Origin of the sequence: Pseudomonas umsongensis (assembly GCF_002236105.1) — a bacterium.
Taxonomy (GTDB): domain Bacteria; phylum Pseudomonadota; class Gammaproteobacteria; order Pseudomonadales; family Pseudomonadaceae; genus Aquipseudomonas; species Aquipseudomonas umsongensis.
In genome coordinates this window covers 169,888-183,893 of sequence record NZ_NIWU01000006.1, presented here as the reverse complement: position 1 = coordinate 183,893, position 14,006 = coordinate 169,888, and the positions used below count along the sequence as shown (strand labels likewise).

The following is a 14,006-nucleotide window of genomic DNA, read 5'->3' as shown; positions in this document are numbered from 1 at the left end:
ATCCCCTGTAGGAGCTGCCGCAGGCTGCGATCTTTTGCAGGCGCCACAAATATTCAGACGGTCTTGGCCATCCGGCTGGCAATCAACGCCCAGCCAAACAACAGCACACACACAATGATCAGCGGCCATGAACGCCATTGCAGGTACGGTGTGAGGTTGTGCATGGGCACCACTTCGCCGTACAGGATGCCGCGTTCGAACTGCGGGATCTGCGTGGTGATCTGGCCGAACGGGTTGATCAGGCCGGTCACGCCATTGTTAGTGGCGCGGATCATCCAGCGGCCGGCCTCGAGCGCGCGCATTTGCGCCATCTGCAAGTGCTGCAGCGGGCCGATGGACGTGCCGAACCAGGTATCGTTGCTGATGGTCAGCAGCAGGTCGCTTTGCGCGGCAAGGCCGGCGGCGAACTCTGGATACACCACCTCGTAGCAGATAAACGGCGCAATCTGGTACCCCTTGGCCTGCAGCATGGCCTGGTCGGAAGGGCCGCGGGCAAAGTCCGACATGGGCAGGTCGAAGAACGCGATCAGGCCACGCAGCACATCCTGCAAAGGCACGTACTCGCCAAACGGCACCAGCTTCTGCTTGAGGTAGGTGCCATCGCCTTCGCCGACCACGGTAATGCCGTTGTAAAAGCGTTTTTCGTGATGGACCATTTCGCGGATCGGCACGCCGGTGATCATGGCCGAATCCCGTTCGGCGGCGAATTTGCCCATCATGTCCAGGTAGCCATGGGCAGACTCCTTGAGCACCGGGATTGCGGTTTCCGGCCAGATCAGCAAGTCGACCCGTTTCGAGCTGAAGCTCATGTCGCGGTACAGTTCCAATTGCGCGTTGAGCTGCGCCGGGTCCCACTTCATGCTCTGTTCGATGTTGCCCTGAAGCGCCGCGACACTCAGTGGCGCGCCTGATGGGCTGGTCCAGGCGTATTGCTTGAGCGCCATGCCGGCCACCCATGGGCCAGCGAGCAGCGCAATGCCCACGGCGATGAAACCTTTGCGTCCGGTGCGCACCAGGCGCATGGCGTTGTAGATCAAGGCGGCCGTCAGGGCCAAGGTAAAGGATATCAGCCACATCCCGCCGACAGGCGCGAGGCCGGACAGCGGGCCGTCAAGCTGGCTGTAGCCGGAGTAGAGCCATGGGAATCCGGTCAGGAACCAGCCTCGAAATGCTTCCTGGCCGACCCACAGCGCCGCAAATGCCAAGCTGTCCGCCAGCGGTGCTTCGTTGCGTCGCAGCCAGCGCGCCCAAATCCAGGCAGGCAGGGCGAAGAACCAGGCAATCGCCGCGGTGAAGATCAACATCAGGAAGCCGGCCAGCAGCACCGATGCACCACCGAAGTGATGAATGCTGTAATAGATCCAACTGGTACCGGCGCCAAACAGGCCGAAGCCGAAACACCATCCACGGCCCAAGGCCTGCCGGGGATTCAGTTCACGCAAGCCGGCATAGAAAAGCCCGACCGCCAGCAGTGCCAGTGGCCAGATATCGAACGGCGCCAGGGCCAGGGTGGTGATTGCACCGGCCGCCACGGCCAGCAGGTTACCGGGCCAGCCGGGGCGGGTTGTCCAGCGCATTTCAATCCTTAGGTTTTTACCGGGCGATAGGTGTCAGTCGCAGCAAATGAATCCGCCGACTGTCGGCGTTCAGGATGCGAAAGCGATAGGCGCCGATTTCGGTGATTTCGTTGCGTTTTGGCAGGTGCCCGAACGCGCTCATCACCAGGCCACCCACGGTGTCGAACTCATCGTCGGAAAATTCGCTGTCGAAGAACTCATTGAAGTTCTCGATCGGCGTCAGGGCCTTGATCAGGAAGTCGCCGCTGGGCAGTGGCTTGATGTAGCTGTCTTCTTCGACGTCGTGTTCGTCTTCGATGTCGCCGACGATCTGTTCCAACACGTCTTCGATGGTCACCAGGCCTGCCACGCCGCCGTATTCGTCAATGACGATGGCCATGTGGTTGTGGTTGGCGCGGAACTCACGCAACAACACGTTCAGGCGTTTGGATTCCGGCACGAAGGTAGCCGGGCGCAGCAGGTCCTTGATGTTGAAGCTGTCGCCGTTCTCCCTGAGGATCAACGGCAGCAAGTCCTTGGCCAGCAGCACGCCCATCACGTCATCGTGGCTTTCGCCGATCACCGGGTAGCGGGAGTGGGCCGAATCGACCACGGCAGGCAGGAACTCGCGGGGTGTCTGGGTCGCCTTGATGCTGATCATCTGTGAGCGCGGGACCATGATGTCCCGTACTTGCAGGTCGGCAACCTGGATAGCGCCTTCGACGATGGCCAGCGCTTCGCTGTCCAGCAGTTTGTTCTGATGTGCATCGCGCAGCAGCTCCAGCAGCTCCTGGCGGTTCTTCGGCTCGTGGGCAAAAGCCTGGGTGAGCTTACCCAGCCAAGACTTCTGCCCGTTGCTCGATCGATCTTCGCTCATAGCGATTACTCTGAATCCTTTGTTGTTTCGGTAGGGGATAAATCGGTTTCGTCGTCCGCGTACGGATCGCGATAGCCCAGTTCTGCAAGCAACGTTCGTTCCAGTGCTTCCATCTCTTCGGCTTCGTCGTCATCTATATGGTCGTAACCCAGCAGATGCAAGCAGCCGTGAATCACCAAGTGCGCCCAATGGGCCTTAAGCTCCTTGCCCTGCTCGACGGCTTCTCGCTCGACCACGGCCACGCAGATCACCAGGTCGCCCAGCAGCGGGATGTCGAGGAACTCGTCCGGCACATCGGCAGGAAACGACAGGACGTTGGTGGCGTAATCCTTTTGTCGCCAGGTGTTATTCAGTTCGCGGCCTTCGGCTTCGTCGACCAGGCGAATGGTCATCTCGGAGTCGGCGCTGCGCTGGCGCAAGGCCAGTTCGCACCATTGGCGGAACTCGGCTTCGCTGGGGGCGGGCGCTTGAGTCGCAATTTGCAGATCAAGCTCAAGCATCGCGTCGGCTGTCCTTTGGCGTTTCATCGATGGCACGATTTTCGAAACGCTCGTAGGCCTCGACAATGCGCTGCACCAGCGGGTGACGCACGACGTCCTTGGGCATGAAATGGGTAAAGCTGATACCCGGAACATCCTTAAGCACTTCGATCACGTGGTGCAGCCCGGACTTGGTGCCTTTAGGCAGGTCGACCTGGGTGATGTCACCGGTGATGACGGCGGTGGAGCCGAAACCGATCCGGGTCAGGAACATTTTCATCTGTTCGACCGTGGTGTTCTGGCTTTCGTCGAGGATGATGAAGCTGTTGTTCAGCGTACGGCCGCGCATGTACGCCAGTGGGGCCACTTCGATCACCTGGCGCTCGATCAGCTTGGCGACGTGTTCGAAACCGAGCATTTCGTAGAGCGCGTCATAAAGCGGGCGCAAATACGGGTCGATTTTCTGCGACAAGTCACCGGGCAGGAAGCCGAGCTTTTCACCGGCTTCGACCGCCGGGCGCACCAGCAGGATACGCCGGATCTGTTCACGCTCCAGGGCATCCACTGCGCAGGCGACGGCCAGGTAGGTCTTGCCGGTACCGGCCGGGCCGATGCCGAAGTTGATGTCGTTGCCAAGGATTTCCTTCACGTAGCGCACTTGATTCAAGCCGCGAGGGCGAATCATGCCTTTCTTGGTGCGCAGGGCGACGGAGGCATCGGCAGGCGAATGGTTGTCCAGCTCTTCGACGGCCGATTCCTGCAGGAACAGGTGAACCATGTCCGGCGACAACTCGGTACCCTTGGTTTCCCGGTACAGGCGGCGCAGCAGGTTTTCCGCGGAGGTGGTGTGCTTACGCTCGCCGATCAGTTCGAACTGGTTTCCGCGGTTGCGGATCTCGATAGTCAGGCGCTGTTCTATCAAGCGCAGGTGCTCGTCGAACTGCCCGCACAGATTGGCAAAGCGGCGGGCCTCGAAAGGCTCGAGGATGAAACGATGTGGTTCGATGGGTGCGTTCAAGGTCGTATTTAGCCGCCCTGGGGCAATTGGGATGATTCAAGGATAGCGCCAGTGGCGCGGGTGCGAAAGCTCTTAAATATCGCAACGCAAAACACCGCCCTGTAGGAGCTGGCTTGCTGGCGATAGGGGCGCCACGGTACATCAGGCGCACCGCGTTATCGTTCATCGCCAGCAAGCCGGCTCCTACATCAACGAGCCCCGCAGCGAGTGCGGCTGTGCGGCGTCGATGTGCACATCGGCAAACTGGCCGATCAGGGTCGGATTGTCGCAGCGGAAGTTGACGATACGGTTATTCTCGGTTCGCCCTTGCAGCTCGCCAGGGTCTTTCTTGGAGTAATCGGTTACAAGAATCCGCTGAGTCGTACCGACCATTTGTCGGCTGATTTCAAAGCCCTGCTGGTTCAGGCGATGTTGCAGGGCGTTCAAGCGCTCTTTTTTCAGATCTTCCGGGGTTTCATCGACCAGGTCGGCGGCCGGAGTGCCCGGGCGCTGGCTGTAGACGAACGAATAGGAGAAGTCGAAACCGACGTCCTGAATCAGCTTCATGGTTTGTTCGAAGTCTTTCTCGGTTTCGCCGGGGAAACCAACGATGAAGTCCGAACTGATGCAGATGCCCGGCACGGCAGCGCGCAACTTGCGCAGTTTGGATTTGTATTCCAGCGCCGTGTGGTTGCGTTTCATCGCCGCGAGGATGCGGTCCGAACCCGATTGCACCGGCAGGTGCAGGTGTTTCACCAGCTCCGGTACTTCGGCGTGGGCCTGGATCAGGCTGTCGGAGAATTCCAGCGGGTGCGAGGTGGTGTAGCGGATGCGGTCGATGCCATCGACTGCGGCGACCACGCGGATCAGTTCGGCCAGATCCGCCAGGCGACCGTCATGGGTCTTGCCGCGATAGCCGTTGACGTTCTGCCCCAGCAGCGTCACTTCGCGCACGCCGTGTTCGGCCAGGTGAATGATTTCGGCAATCACGTCGTCGAACGGGCGGCTCACTTCTTCACCGCGGGTGTAGGGCACCACGCAGAACGTGCAGTATTTGCTGCAACCCTCCATCACCGACACGTAGGCGCTCGGGCCGTCGATGCGTGGCTCGGGCAAGTGATCGAATTTTTCGATTTCGGGGAACGAGACGTCGACTTGCGGCAGCTTGGTGATGCGCGCGGCGTCGATCATTTCCGGCAGGCGGTGCAAGGTCTGCGGGCCGAATACCACGTCGACATAGGGCGCACGGTCGCGAATGGCGGCGCCTTCCTGGCTGGCTACGCAACCGCCGACGGCGATTACCATGTCCGGGTTGGCCAGCTTCAGCTCGCGCCAGCGGCCCAGTTGGGAATAGACACGGTCCTGGGCGCGCTCGCGGATCGAGCAGGTGTTGAGCAGGATCACGTCGGCGTCTTCAGCGCGCGCCGTGACTTCCAGGGCCTGGTGTTCGCCCAACAGATCGACCATGCGCGAGCTGTCGTACTCGTTCATCTGGCAACCGTGGGTTTCGATGTAAAGCTTCTTGGCCATGGATAGAGTCATCACGTGATTCAAAGAACCGCGCATTATAGGGAACATGTACTCAGGTTCCTACCGCTGCGCGTCCGGCGGCTATGCTATAGTTCGCGCCCTCATTTTTATCCCCCGATGTGTTGCTCGCCCACCATGACCAAACGTGAAGCTCCAATCTACAAGGTGATTTTCCTCAATCAGGGCCAGGTGTTCGAAATGTACGCCAAGCAGATCTATCAAAGCGATCTGTGGGGCTTCCTGGAAGTGGAAGAGTTCGTCTTTGGCGAGCGCACACAGGTAGTCGTAGACCCGAGCGAGGAGAAGCTCAAGGCCCAGTTCGAAGGGGTCGTGCGCAGTTTCGTGCCAATGCATTCGATCGTGCGCATCGACGAGGTCGAGCGCCTGGGTACACCGAAAATCAGCGAAGCCCGCGGCACGGTCGGCAATGTGATGCCGTTTCCGGTGCCGATGCCTGAGAAGTAGTCTTCAAGACCGAGTCGCCTCATTCGCGAGCAGGCTCGCTCCCACAATAGATCAACTGTGGGAGCGAGCCTGCTCGCGAAGGGGCCGTCAGATCAATACTGAAGTCAGGGAAGCGGCGCGAACGGCGTCCGCCCATCGGCACTCTGCAATTCCATCAGGTATTTACGGAAGATTTGCCCCAGCACCTGAGTGGCGACTTCCAGTTCCTGGCGCGGCATCTTCTCGGCGACTTCGTCGGCCGTGTCCAAGGCTTCTTCCGCACCGTTGACCGCCGCCATCTTCAGTACGATGTACGCCTGAATATTATTGGCCGGTACGCCCTCGCCGTGAAAGAACATGGTGCCGAGTTTGAATTGGGCCTGCGCATGGCCTTGCAGCGAGGCTTTTTCGAAGTAATTCAGGGCTTTATTGAGATCGCGTGGCGCGTTATTCCCATCGTAGTAGAACTCACCCAACTCGTATTGCGCTTGGGCATCCCCTTCATCCGACGCTTTCTGGCAGGCAGCCAGTGCCTGTTCCAGGTCTTGCGGCTGGGTATTGAGGGTGCAGCGACCCATCGCTGGGATTAACAACGAGTTACCGCCTGCTTGTGCGAGCGCGAGCAGGGGCTGAAGGAGCAACAGGCAGCCCAGTGAAAGGGCGCGGCCGGTGCGGTTCATGGGAATCGACTTACCTCTGAGGGGCGCGCGGACCCATCGAGGGGATCCAATAAGCGCGCATTATGAAATAAGCAGGGCCAACCTTACAAAGTCTTTACTCGTTTTTCTGCTGCGCGGGAAATATATCGCCCACTTAACAGGGATTATTAGCAGATGAGCAGGAAAAAGGGCAGGAGTGAAGGCTGACGCCGGCAATGGCCAGCGTCAGCGCTAAGGCGTTACTTCAGTGCAGCAAAGGCGCGCTCGGCGGCATCCAGGGTCAGTTTCAGCTCGGCTTCGCCGTGGGCGATCGAGGTGAAGCCGGCTTCGAAAGCGCTTGGCGCCAGGTATACGCCACCTTCGAGCATCAAGTGGAAGAAGCGGCCGAACAAGGCGGCATCGCTGGCCATCACGTCATCGAAGGTCACAATGTCGTCGGCACCGCTGAAGTACAGGCCGAACATGCCACCGGCCTGGGTGGTCACGAAGGGAATACCAGCCGCATCGGCACGCACTTGCAAACCGTCGAGCAGGCGGGTGGTGTAGTCGGTCAGTTCGTCGTGGAAGCCCGGACGGCTGATCAGGCGCAAGGTGGTCAGGCCCGCCGCCATCGCCAGCGGGTTACCCGACAATGTACCGGCCTGGTATACCGGCCCCAGCGGGGCGATACGCGACATGATTTCACGCTTGCCGCCAAAGCAACCGACCGGCATGCCGCCGCCAATGATTTTGCCGAAGGTGGTCAGGTCCGGTGTCACGCCGTAGTGAGCCTGGGCGCCGCCAAGGGCAACACGGAAACCGGTCATCACCTCGTCGAAAATCAGCACCACGCCGTGCTTGTCGCACAGGGTTCGCAGGCCTTCGAGGAATCCTGGGGCCGGCGGCACGCAGTTCATGTTGCCGGCGACCGGTTCGACGATGATGCACGCCACGTCCTGACCGACTTCGGCAAGCATGGCCTCGACGGCATCAATGTCGTTGAATGGCAGGGTCAGGGTGTGTTTGGCGAACGCCGCGGGTACACCCGCCGAGCTCGGCACGCCTTGGGTCAAGGCCCCGGAGCCGGCCTTGACCAGCAGGCTGTCGGAGTGGCCGTGGTAGCAGCCTTCGAACTTGATGATGCTGTCGCGACCGGTAAAGCCACGGGCCAGGCGGATCGCGCTCATGGTCGCTTCGGTGCCGGAGCTGACCATGCGCACCATTTCCATCGACGGCACCAGCGAGCAGACGAGATCCGCCATCTGGGTTTCCATCTCGGTCGGCGCGCCGTAGGACAAGCCGTGTTCAAGCTGCTTGCGCACGGCATCCAGGACTTGCGGGTGACTGTGGCCCAGGATCATCGGGCCCCAGGAACCGACGTAGTCCACATAGCGCTTGTCGTCTTCGTCGGTGACGTAGGCGCCTTCGGCATGCTTGAAGAACAACGGCGTGCCGCCAACGCTCTTGAATGCACGGACCGGCGAGTTCACGCCACCGGGGATGTGTTTCTGGGCATTGGCAAACAGGGTTTCGGAACGAGACATGATCGGGCTCTCAAATCAGATTTTCAGTAATTCGTTAAAGGCGCGGGCGCGGCGGGTCACTTCAGCCGTGCTCTCGGCGCCAAACAGGCCATGTACCACGGCGAGCAGATCGACCCCATGGGCCACTAGCGGGGCGGCGTTGTCGAGGGTGATGCCGCCGATCGCGCAGATCGGCAGATGCAGTTTGCTGCGGGCCTGGTCGAGCAGGTCGAGACTGCAGGTCGGGGCGCCGGGCTTGGTGTTGGAATTGAAGAAGCGGCCGAACGCGACATAACTGGCGCCTTCCCTGGCGGCTTGCTCGGCCAATTCAAGCTGCGCGTGGCAGGTCGAGCCGATGATCGCTTTGGAGCCGAGCAGGGCGCGGGTCGGCGACAGCGGGCCATCGGTCTGGCCCAGATGCACGCCCACGTTCAGGCGGGCCGCCAGCTCGGCGTCGTCGTTGATGATCAACTGGGTCTTGTAGCGTTCGCACAGGTCGCGCAAGGCTTCGGCTTCACGCAAACGACGGGCCTCATCGCTGCTCTTGTCGCGGTATTGCAGCAGGGTGACGCCACCTTCCAGCGCCGCCTCCACGTACGAAAGAAATTTACCGGCCAGCAACTGGCTGTCGGTAATGGCGTACAGGCCACGTAGTTTCATCAAGCAAGCCTCACCGCAGCTAATAGAGAGTTACGAACAGAAGTCCAGTGGCAGGCGGCGTGGCACGAATTGGCCTTTGCCCAACTGCTCCGCATCGCGCAGGGTGCGCCACGTGTAGTTAAGTGCAGTCTGTACGGCGCTGGCGAGGTTTTCACCTTGGGCCAGACGGCCGGCAAGCGCACTGGCCAAGGTGCAACCCGAGCCGTGATAGCTGCCCGGCAAACGTTGACAGGTGTAGGTTTCGCGCAAGCCGTCGCGGCTGTACAGGCGGTTGTGGATTTCGGTTTCGTCGCCATGGCCGCCGGTGATCAGCAGGTGTTTGACGAACGGCAGGAGTTTTTCAGCGCACTCATCCGCGGTGCCTTCAGGCAGTTCGGCGAGGATACGGGCTTCGGGAAGGTTGGGGGTGGCGATGATCGAGAGCGGCAGCAGGCGTTCGCGCATGGCGTAGCCGACTTCGTCCTTGCCCAGTCGACCTCCGCCACCGGCGCGCAGTACCGGGTCACAGACCACCGGCAAGTGCGGGTGCGCCGAAAGCAGTTCGACCACGGTGTCGACCATTTCCAGGGAGCCGAGCATGCCGAGCTTGACCGCCGCGACTTCGGAATCGTTGAGCACGGCATTGGCCTGGGCCAACACCCACTCACGGTCGAGCACGCGAAAGTCAGTGACATTGACGGTGTCTTGCACGGTCAGGGCGGTGACGGCCGGAGCCGCATGGCAACCCTGAGCGAGCAAGGCTTCGATATCTGCCTGCAAGCCGGCGCCACCACTTGGGTCGTGGCCGGAGAGACAGAGGACAACGGGGCGAGAGCTGTAGATATTCATGGTGCGCGAGCTTACCACCAAACATCTTTTTTCGAAGCCCGCCGCGCGACAGTCAAAAGATCGCAGCCTTCGGCAGCTCCTACAGGGTCTTCAGATCGACGCGAAAACCGTAGGAGCTGCCGAAGGCTGCGATCTTTTGATTTTGTGACCAAACCAAACGCTCTATCTCAATAATTTTCGCTGGAACTACCGTTCTAGAGCCTTTGTGTGAAAAATTTCGGTAGTGCTCATTAGCCATCAACGGCTATGCTAGAGTGGATCCAAACCAATAACAGGTATCACCGGTTTTACGTCTGCTCAAAAGGAATGGGGGGCTTCCTGACAGGACCGGACAGGCCATGCTGGGGCATAAATGCGCTATTTGCTGATGTTTGTGTTGTGTTTGCCCCTCTTGGCGAACGCCGTTGAGTTCAATGAACTCACCCGAAGCCTTCCCCTCGGGCGAACCCTGCAAGTGTTTGAAGACGCGGGTGGTCAGGCGACTGTCGCGGATATTCGTGCGCAGGCGGCAGCTGGCAACTTCAAGGCGCATGACAAGACCACCCTTAATGCCGGCTATTCGCGCTCGGTGTTCTGGCTGAAAATCGACCTGCATTACCGCCCTTCAAACCCGACTGCGCAACGGACGTGGCTGCTGGAGTTGGCTTACCCACCGCTCGATCACCTTGACTTGTATCTGCCTGACGCGAGCGGCAACTATCAATTGGCCAGGCAAACCGGCGACGCCTTGCCGTTCGCCAGTCGTGAAATACGCCAGAATAACTACCTGTTCACGTTGGATTTTACGCCTGACCAAGTGCAAACCCTGTACTTGCGCCTGCAAAGCCAGGGGTCGATCCAGGCGCCAGTTACGTTGTGGTCCAGCACGGCCTATCTCGAAGACCAACCGGTGCGCCTCTATGTGTTGGGGCTGATCTACGGTGTATTGCTGGGCATGCTGGTCTACAACCTGTTCATTTACCTCAGCGTGCGTGATACCAGCTATCTCTACTACATCTTCTACATCGCCTCGTTTGGCTTGTATCAGCTGTCGGTGAACGGCGCGGCCGTGCAGTATTTCTGGCCAGACAATCCCTGGTGGGCCAACGCTTCGACGCCTTTTTTCATCGGTTGTGCCGGATTGTTCGGTAGCCAGTTCGCCCGCAGCTTTCTGCAGACCGCCACCCTCAGCCGCTGGATGGACCGCTTGCTGCTGGCGTTGGTGGCATTCAGCGCGTTGGTGGTCGGGTTGTCCCTGATGACCAGCTATGCCTTGGCCTTGCGTCTGGCCACTACCCTGGCCCTGACCTTCACGGTGGTGATTTTTGCCGCGGGGATTTTCGCCTGGTTGCGCGGGTTGCGGGTTGCGCGCTATTTCATCATTGCCTGGTCGGCGTTTCTGCTCGGCGGCATCATCAATACATTGATGGTGCTCGGTTACCTGCCGAATGTGTTCCTGACCATGTACTCCAGCCAGATTGGCTCGGCCATCGAAGTGGCGCTGCTGTCCATGGCCCTGGCCGACCGTATCAACGCCATGCGCGAGCAGCAGGCGCAAACCCTGCTCGACGCCGGGCAAAAACTTGAGGCGCTCAACCAGCAGCTGGCACACAGCAACAAGCTCAAGGACGAATTCCTCGCCACCCTGACCCACGAATTGCGTACGCCCATGAACGGCGTGATCGGATCGCTGGAGCTGATGCAAACCGTCGAGATGGACCCTGAGCTGGAGCAATATCAGCAAACGGCCGCCGGATCGGCGCGGGACATGATGCGCATGGTCAATGGCATTCTCACCCTGACCGAACTGCAGGCGGGCAAGCTCAAGGCTTCTGCGACCACCTTCAGCTTGCGCAACGTGGTGGAGGCATTGCGTGCCCAGTTCTACGGCAATGCCGCGAGCAAGTCGCTGGACTTCAAGGTCGACGTGGCACCGGATGTGCCGGATCGCTTGGACGGCGATAGCGCCAAGCTGGCGCAATGCCTGGAGTGCCTGCTGGATAACGCCATCAAGTTTACCCGGGTCGGCGGGCTGGCGTTGCGGGTCACCGGGAAACCAGTCAACCCAGAGCGACTGGCGTTGTCCTTTGCGGTGATCGACACCGGTATCGGCTTCACTGACCTTGGAGAGGCGACGATGTATCAGCGCTTCTTCCAGCTCGATGGTTCGATGACGCGCGAGTACGGCGGCCTGGGTGTCGGCCTGGCCATCTGCCGGCAACTGGTGGAATTGCTTGGCGGACGCCTGACGCACCGCTCCGAGCCCGGGCGCGGCAGCCGTTTCCAGCTTGATGTCGAATTTGACATTGCCACACCGCAGCGACCTGCCACACCGATCGCGACGCGTGAATCGCCACGGCTGCGCCAGCCTCAGGATTGCAGCGTATTGCTGGTGGATGACAACAACGTCAACCAGTTGGTGATGCGCGGCATGTTGCTCAAGCTCGGGTTTCGCGTGCGCACCGCCGACAGCGGCCTGGCCGCGCTGGATTTTTTGCAGCGCGAAACCTTCGATGCGGTGCTGGTCGATTGTCAGTTGCAAGCGCTCGACGGTGTTTCCGTGTGCTGCCGGATCCGGGCATTGCCCGGTTACGCGCAAGTGCCGATATTCATAATCGCCCTGGGGACTGAGCTGGAGCGCTGCGAGAGCGGCGCGATGATTGACCATTTGAGCAAGCCGGTGAAATTTGAGGACTTGCAGGTCGCGCTTTATCGTCGCGTGCTCTGTTCCGAGCAGGGCGAAAGCGCCGACAGTTAGGCAGATATGACACTTTGATCGGCCAAGGGGCGGTGCTTAACTGAAGTCCCTTGGCTGAGCAAAGGAGCCCCGTCATGAACCTGCATCAGTTCGCCGAAACCCACGAAGTCACCAACCAGCCACCCTCGCTGGATGGCGCCAACCTGTATCGCATCGACCTGCCCCTGCAGGAGTGGGCGCGGCGTTTCGGGGCCGGTTGGGCCGAATCGCGGATCGATGCATACGGCGCGCTCGCCGGCGGACCGTTGATGGCGGCGGGTTTCCTGGCCAATCAGAACAAGCCGATTTTCAGCAGTCATGATCGCTATGGACATCGTATCGACCTGGTGGAGTTTCACCCGGCCTATCATGAATTGATGCGCGCAGCGATCGAGCATGGCCTGACCTCGTTGCCCTGGGCGCATCCGCAGTCCGGTGCGCATGTCGCCCGCGCCGCCATGACCTACCTGCATAGCCAGGCCGAAGCCGGCAGCGGTTGCCCGTTGACCATGACCTTCGCCAGCGTCCCGGCACTGCGCCTGCAACCGGACCTGGCGGATCAATGGCTGCCGAAGATCCTGTCCACGGAATATGACCCGCGCAATGTCGGCATGGCCCACAAGGCCGGCGTCACGATTGGCATGGCCATGACCGAGAAGCAGGGCGGCACCGATGTCCGCGCCAACACCACCAAGGCTTATCCGGTGGGCGCCAGCGGTCCCGGCCAGGCGTACGAACTGGTGGGGCACAAGTGGTTCTGTTCGGCGCCCATGTGCGATGCCTTCCTGACCCTGGCGCAGACGGACAAGGGGCTGACCTGTTTCCTGCTGCCGCGGCATCGTCCGGACGACACGCGCAATCAGTTCTACATCCAGCGCCTGAAAAACAAACTCGGCAACTGTTCCAACGCCTCCAGCGAAGTGGAGTTTCGCGGGGCCTTGGCGTGGATGGTCGGTGAGGAAGGGCGCGGCGTGCCGACGATCATCGAGATGGTCGCCATGACCCGTTTCGATTGCATGGTCGGCTCAAGTTCGTTGATGCGCCAGGCGCTGACCCAGGCCAGCCACCACTGCGCCCACCGCAAGGTTGGCGGCAAGTTGCTCAGCGAACAGCCCCTGATGCAGAACGTGCTGGCGGACCTGGCGTTGGAAAGCGAAGCCGCCCTGGCCTTGAGCCTGCGCATGGGTCGGGCGCTCGATCATCTGGACGACTCACAGGAAGCCAAGTTCGCCCGGCTGGTGACAGCGGTGGGCAAGTACTGGATCTGCAAGCGCGCGCCGGCCATGATCAATGAAGCCGCTGAATGCATGGGCGGGGCGGGGTACGTGGAAGACAGCATCTTGCCGCGCCTGTATCGCGAGGCTCCGGTGAACTCGACCTGGGAGGGCTCCGGCAACGTGCAATGCCTTGATGTGCTGCGCGCCTTGTCCAAGGAACCGGGCGTGCTCGATGCATTGTTCAGCGAATTGGGTGATGGTCATGGCGATAAACGCCTGGCCGCGCACATCGCCCAATTGCAGTCGGCCTTCAAGGATACCGACGATATTCAATACCGTGCCCGGCAGTTGACCGAAGGCATCGCCCTTGGGTTACAGGCGAAGCTGTTGCTGGAGGCGGGGAATGTGGCGGTGAGTGATGGGTTTATCGCCAGTCGCCTGAATGGCGGTGGGCGGGTTTATGGCGGGTTGCCGCGTGGGTTGAATGTGGAAGCGATTGTTGCTCGTTCGACTCCGCAAGGTTTCTGAACTGTGGGAGCGA

General features: G+C 60.5%; 12 protein-coding genes. 3 read left to right on the top strand and 9 right to left on the bottom strand.

Annotated features, from left to right (window positions below; all coding sequences use genetic code 11):
- Window positions 1-53: 53 nt before the first annotated feature.
- The 5 genes from lnt to miaB form a co-directional block, all read right to left on the bottom strand.
- Window positions 54-1,577, bottom strand: coding sequence for an apolipoprotein N-acyltransferase (gene lnt / locus PSUM_RS25255; protein ID WP_033044580.1), 1,524 nt, complete (start codon window positions 1,575-1,577; stop codon window positions 54-56).
- A 16-nt stretch (window positions 1,578-1,593) separates the two neighbouring features.
- On the bottom strand, window positions 1,594-2,433 hold the full coding sequence (locus PSUM_RS25250; protein WP_020798742.1) for a CorC family transporter: 840 nt from the start codon (window positions 2,431-2,433) through the stop codon (window positions 1,594-1,596).
- Window positions 2,434-2,438: 5 nt separating this feature from the next.
- On the bottom strand, window positions 2,439-2,933 hold the full coding sequence (gene ybeY, locus PSUM_RS25245) for an rRNA maturation RNase YbeY (protein ID WP_020798741.1): 495 nt from the start codon (window positions 2,931-2,933) through the stop codon (window positions 2,439-2,441).
- The gene (locus tag PSUM_RS25240; protein WP_020798740.1) at window positions 2,926-3,930 is read right to left on the bottom strand and encodes a PhoH family protein; all 1,005 of its coding nucleotides are present in this window, start codon (window positions 3,928-3,930) and stop codon (window positions 2,926-2,928) included. The genes ybeY and PSUM_RS25240 overlap by 8 nt, the downstream gene beginning before the upstream one ends.
- Before the next feature lie 183 nt (window positions 3,931-4,113).
- On the bottom strand, window positions 4,114-5,439 hold the full coding sequence (gene miaB, locus PSUM_RS25235; RefSeq protein WP_162276370.1) for a tRNA (N6-isopentenyl adenosine(37)-C2)-methylthiotransferase MiaB: 1,326 nt from the start codon (window positions 5,437-5,439) through the stop codon (window positions 4,114-4,116).
- Between the two features lie 135 nt (window positions 5,440-5,574).
- Between miaB and PSUM_RS25230 the strand changes: the two genes are divergently transcribed.
- Complete coding sequence (locus PSUM_RS25230) at window positions 5,575-5,904, top strand: DUF1820 family protein (RefSeq protein ID WP_008066015.1); 330 nt, start codon at window positions 5,575-5,577, stop codon at window positions 5,902-5,904.
- Window positions 5,905-6,008: 104 nt separating this feature from the next.
- Here PSUM_RS25230 and PSUM_RS25225 read toward each other — a convergent pair whose 3' ends face one another.
- From PSUM_RS25225 to PSUM_RS25210, 4 genes are all read right to left on the bottom strand, one after another.
- Window positions 6,009-6,563, bottom strand: coding sequence for a tetratricopeptide repeat protein (locus PSUM_RS25225; RefSeq protein WP_020798737.1), 555 nt, complete (start codon window positions 6,561-6,563; stop codon window positions 6,009-6,011).
- A gap of 218 nt (window positions 6,564-6,781) precedes the next feature.
- Entirely contained in the window at window positions 6,782-8,065 is a 1,284-nt protein-coding gene (gene hemL / locus PSUM_RS25220) for a glutamate-1-semialdehyde 2,1-aminomutase (protein WP_020798736.1), read from the bottom strand.
- A 15-nt stretch (window positions 8,066-8,080) separates the two neighbouring features.
- Complete coding sequence (thiE, locus tag PSUM_RS25215) at window positions 8,081-8,704, bottom strand: thiamine phosphate synthase (RefSeq protein WP_020798735.1); 624 nt, start codon at window positions 8,702-8,704, stop codon at window positions 8,081-8,083.
- 30 nt (window positions 8,705-8,734) lie between these two features.
- Window positions 8,735-9,532, bottom strand: a complete 798-nt coding sequence (locus PSUM_RS25210) for a hydroxymethylpyrimidine/phosphomethylpyrimidine kinase (RefSeq protein ID WP_008052407.1) — start codon at window positions 9,530-9,532, stop codon at window positions 8,735-8,737.
- Between the two features lie 352 nt (window positions 9,533-9,884).
- On the opposite strand from PSUM_RS25210, the gene PSUM_RS25205 reads away from it, so the two are divergent.
- The gene (locus tag PSUM_RS25205; RefSeq protein ID WP_083349786.1) at window positions 9,885-12,269 is read left to right on the top strand and encodes a hybrid sensor histidine kinase/response regulator; all 2,385 of its coding nucleotides are present in this window, start codon (window positions 9,885-9,887) and stop codon (window positions 12,267-12,269) included.
- A 74-nt stretch (window positions 12,270-12,343) separates the two neighbouring features.
- Entirely contained in the window at window positions 12,344-13,993 is a 1,650-nt protein-coding gene (locus tag PSUM_RS25200) for an acyl-CoA dehydrogenase family protein (RefSeq protein ID WP_020798731.1), read from the top strand.
- Window positions 13,994-14,006 lie beyond the last annotated feature (13 nt).

Bases quoted from the DNA above. Each gene is read 5' to 3' on its own strand.
- PSUM_RS25230 (WP_008066015.1), top strand. From the start codon at position 5,575: ATGACCAAACGTGAAGCTCCAATCTACAAGGTGATTTTCCTCAATCAG.
- thiE (WP_020798735.1), bottom strand. From the start codon at position 8,704: ATGAAACTACGTGGCCTGTACGCCATTACCGACAGCCAGTTGCTGGCC.
- lnt (WP_033044580.1), bottom strand. From the start codon at position 1,577: ATGCGCTGGACAACCCGCCCCGGCTGGCCCGGTAACCTGCTGGCCGTG.
- ybeY (WP_020798741.1), bottom strand. From the start codon at position 2,933: ATGCTTGAGCTTGATCTGCAAATTGCGACTCAAGCGCCCGCCCCCAGC.
- hemL (WP_020798736.1), bottom strand. From the start codon at position 8,065: ATGTCTCGTTCCGAAACCCTGTTTGCCAATGCCCAGAAACACATCCCC.
- miaB (WP_162276370.1), bottom strand. From the start codon at position 5,439: ATGGCCAAGAAGCTTTACATCGAAACCCACGGTTGCCAGATGAACGAG.
- PSUM_RS25250 (WP_020798742.1), bottom strand. From the start codon at position 2,433: ATGAGCGAAGATCGATCGAGCAACGGGCAGAAGTCTTGGCTGGGTAAG.
- PSUM_RS25200 (WP_020798731.1), top strand. From the start codon at position 12,344: ATGAACCTGCATCAGTTCGCCGAAACCCACGAAGTCACCAACCAGCCA.
- PSUM_RS25225 (WP_020798737.1), bottom strand. From the start codon at position 6,563: ATGAACCGCACCGGCCGCGCCCTTTCACTGGGCTGCCTGTTGCTCCTT.
- PSUM_RS25210 (WP_008052407.1), bottom strand. From the start codon at position 9,532: ATGAATATCTACAGCTCTCGCCCCGTTGTCCTCTGTCTCTCCGGCCAC.
- PSUM_RS25205 (WP_083349786.1), top strand. From the start codon at position 9,885: ATGCGCTATTTGCTGATGTTTGTGTTGTGTTTGCCCCTCTTGGCGAAC.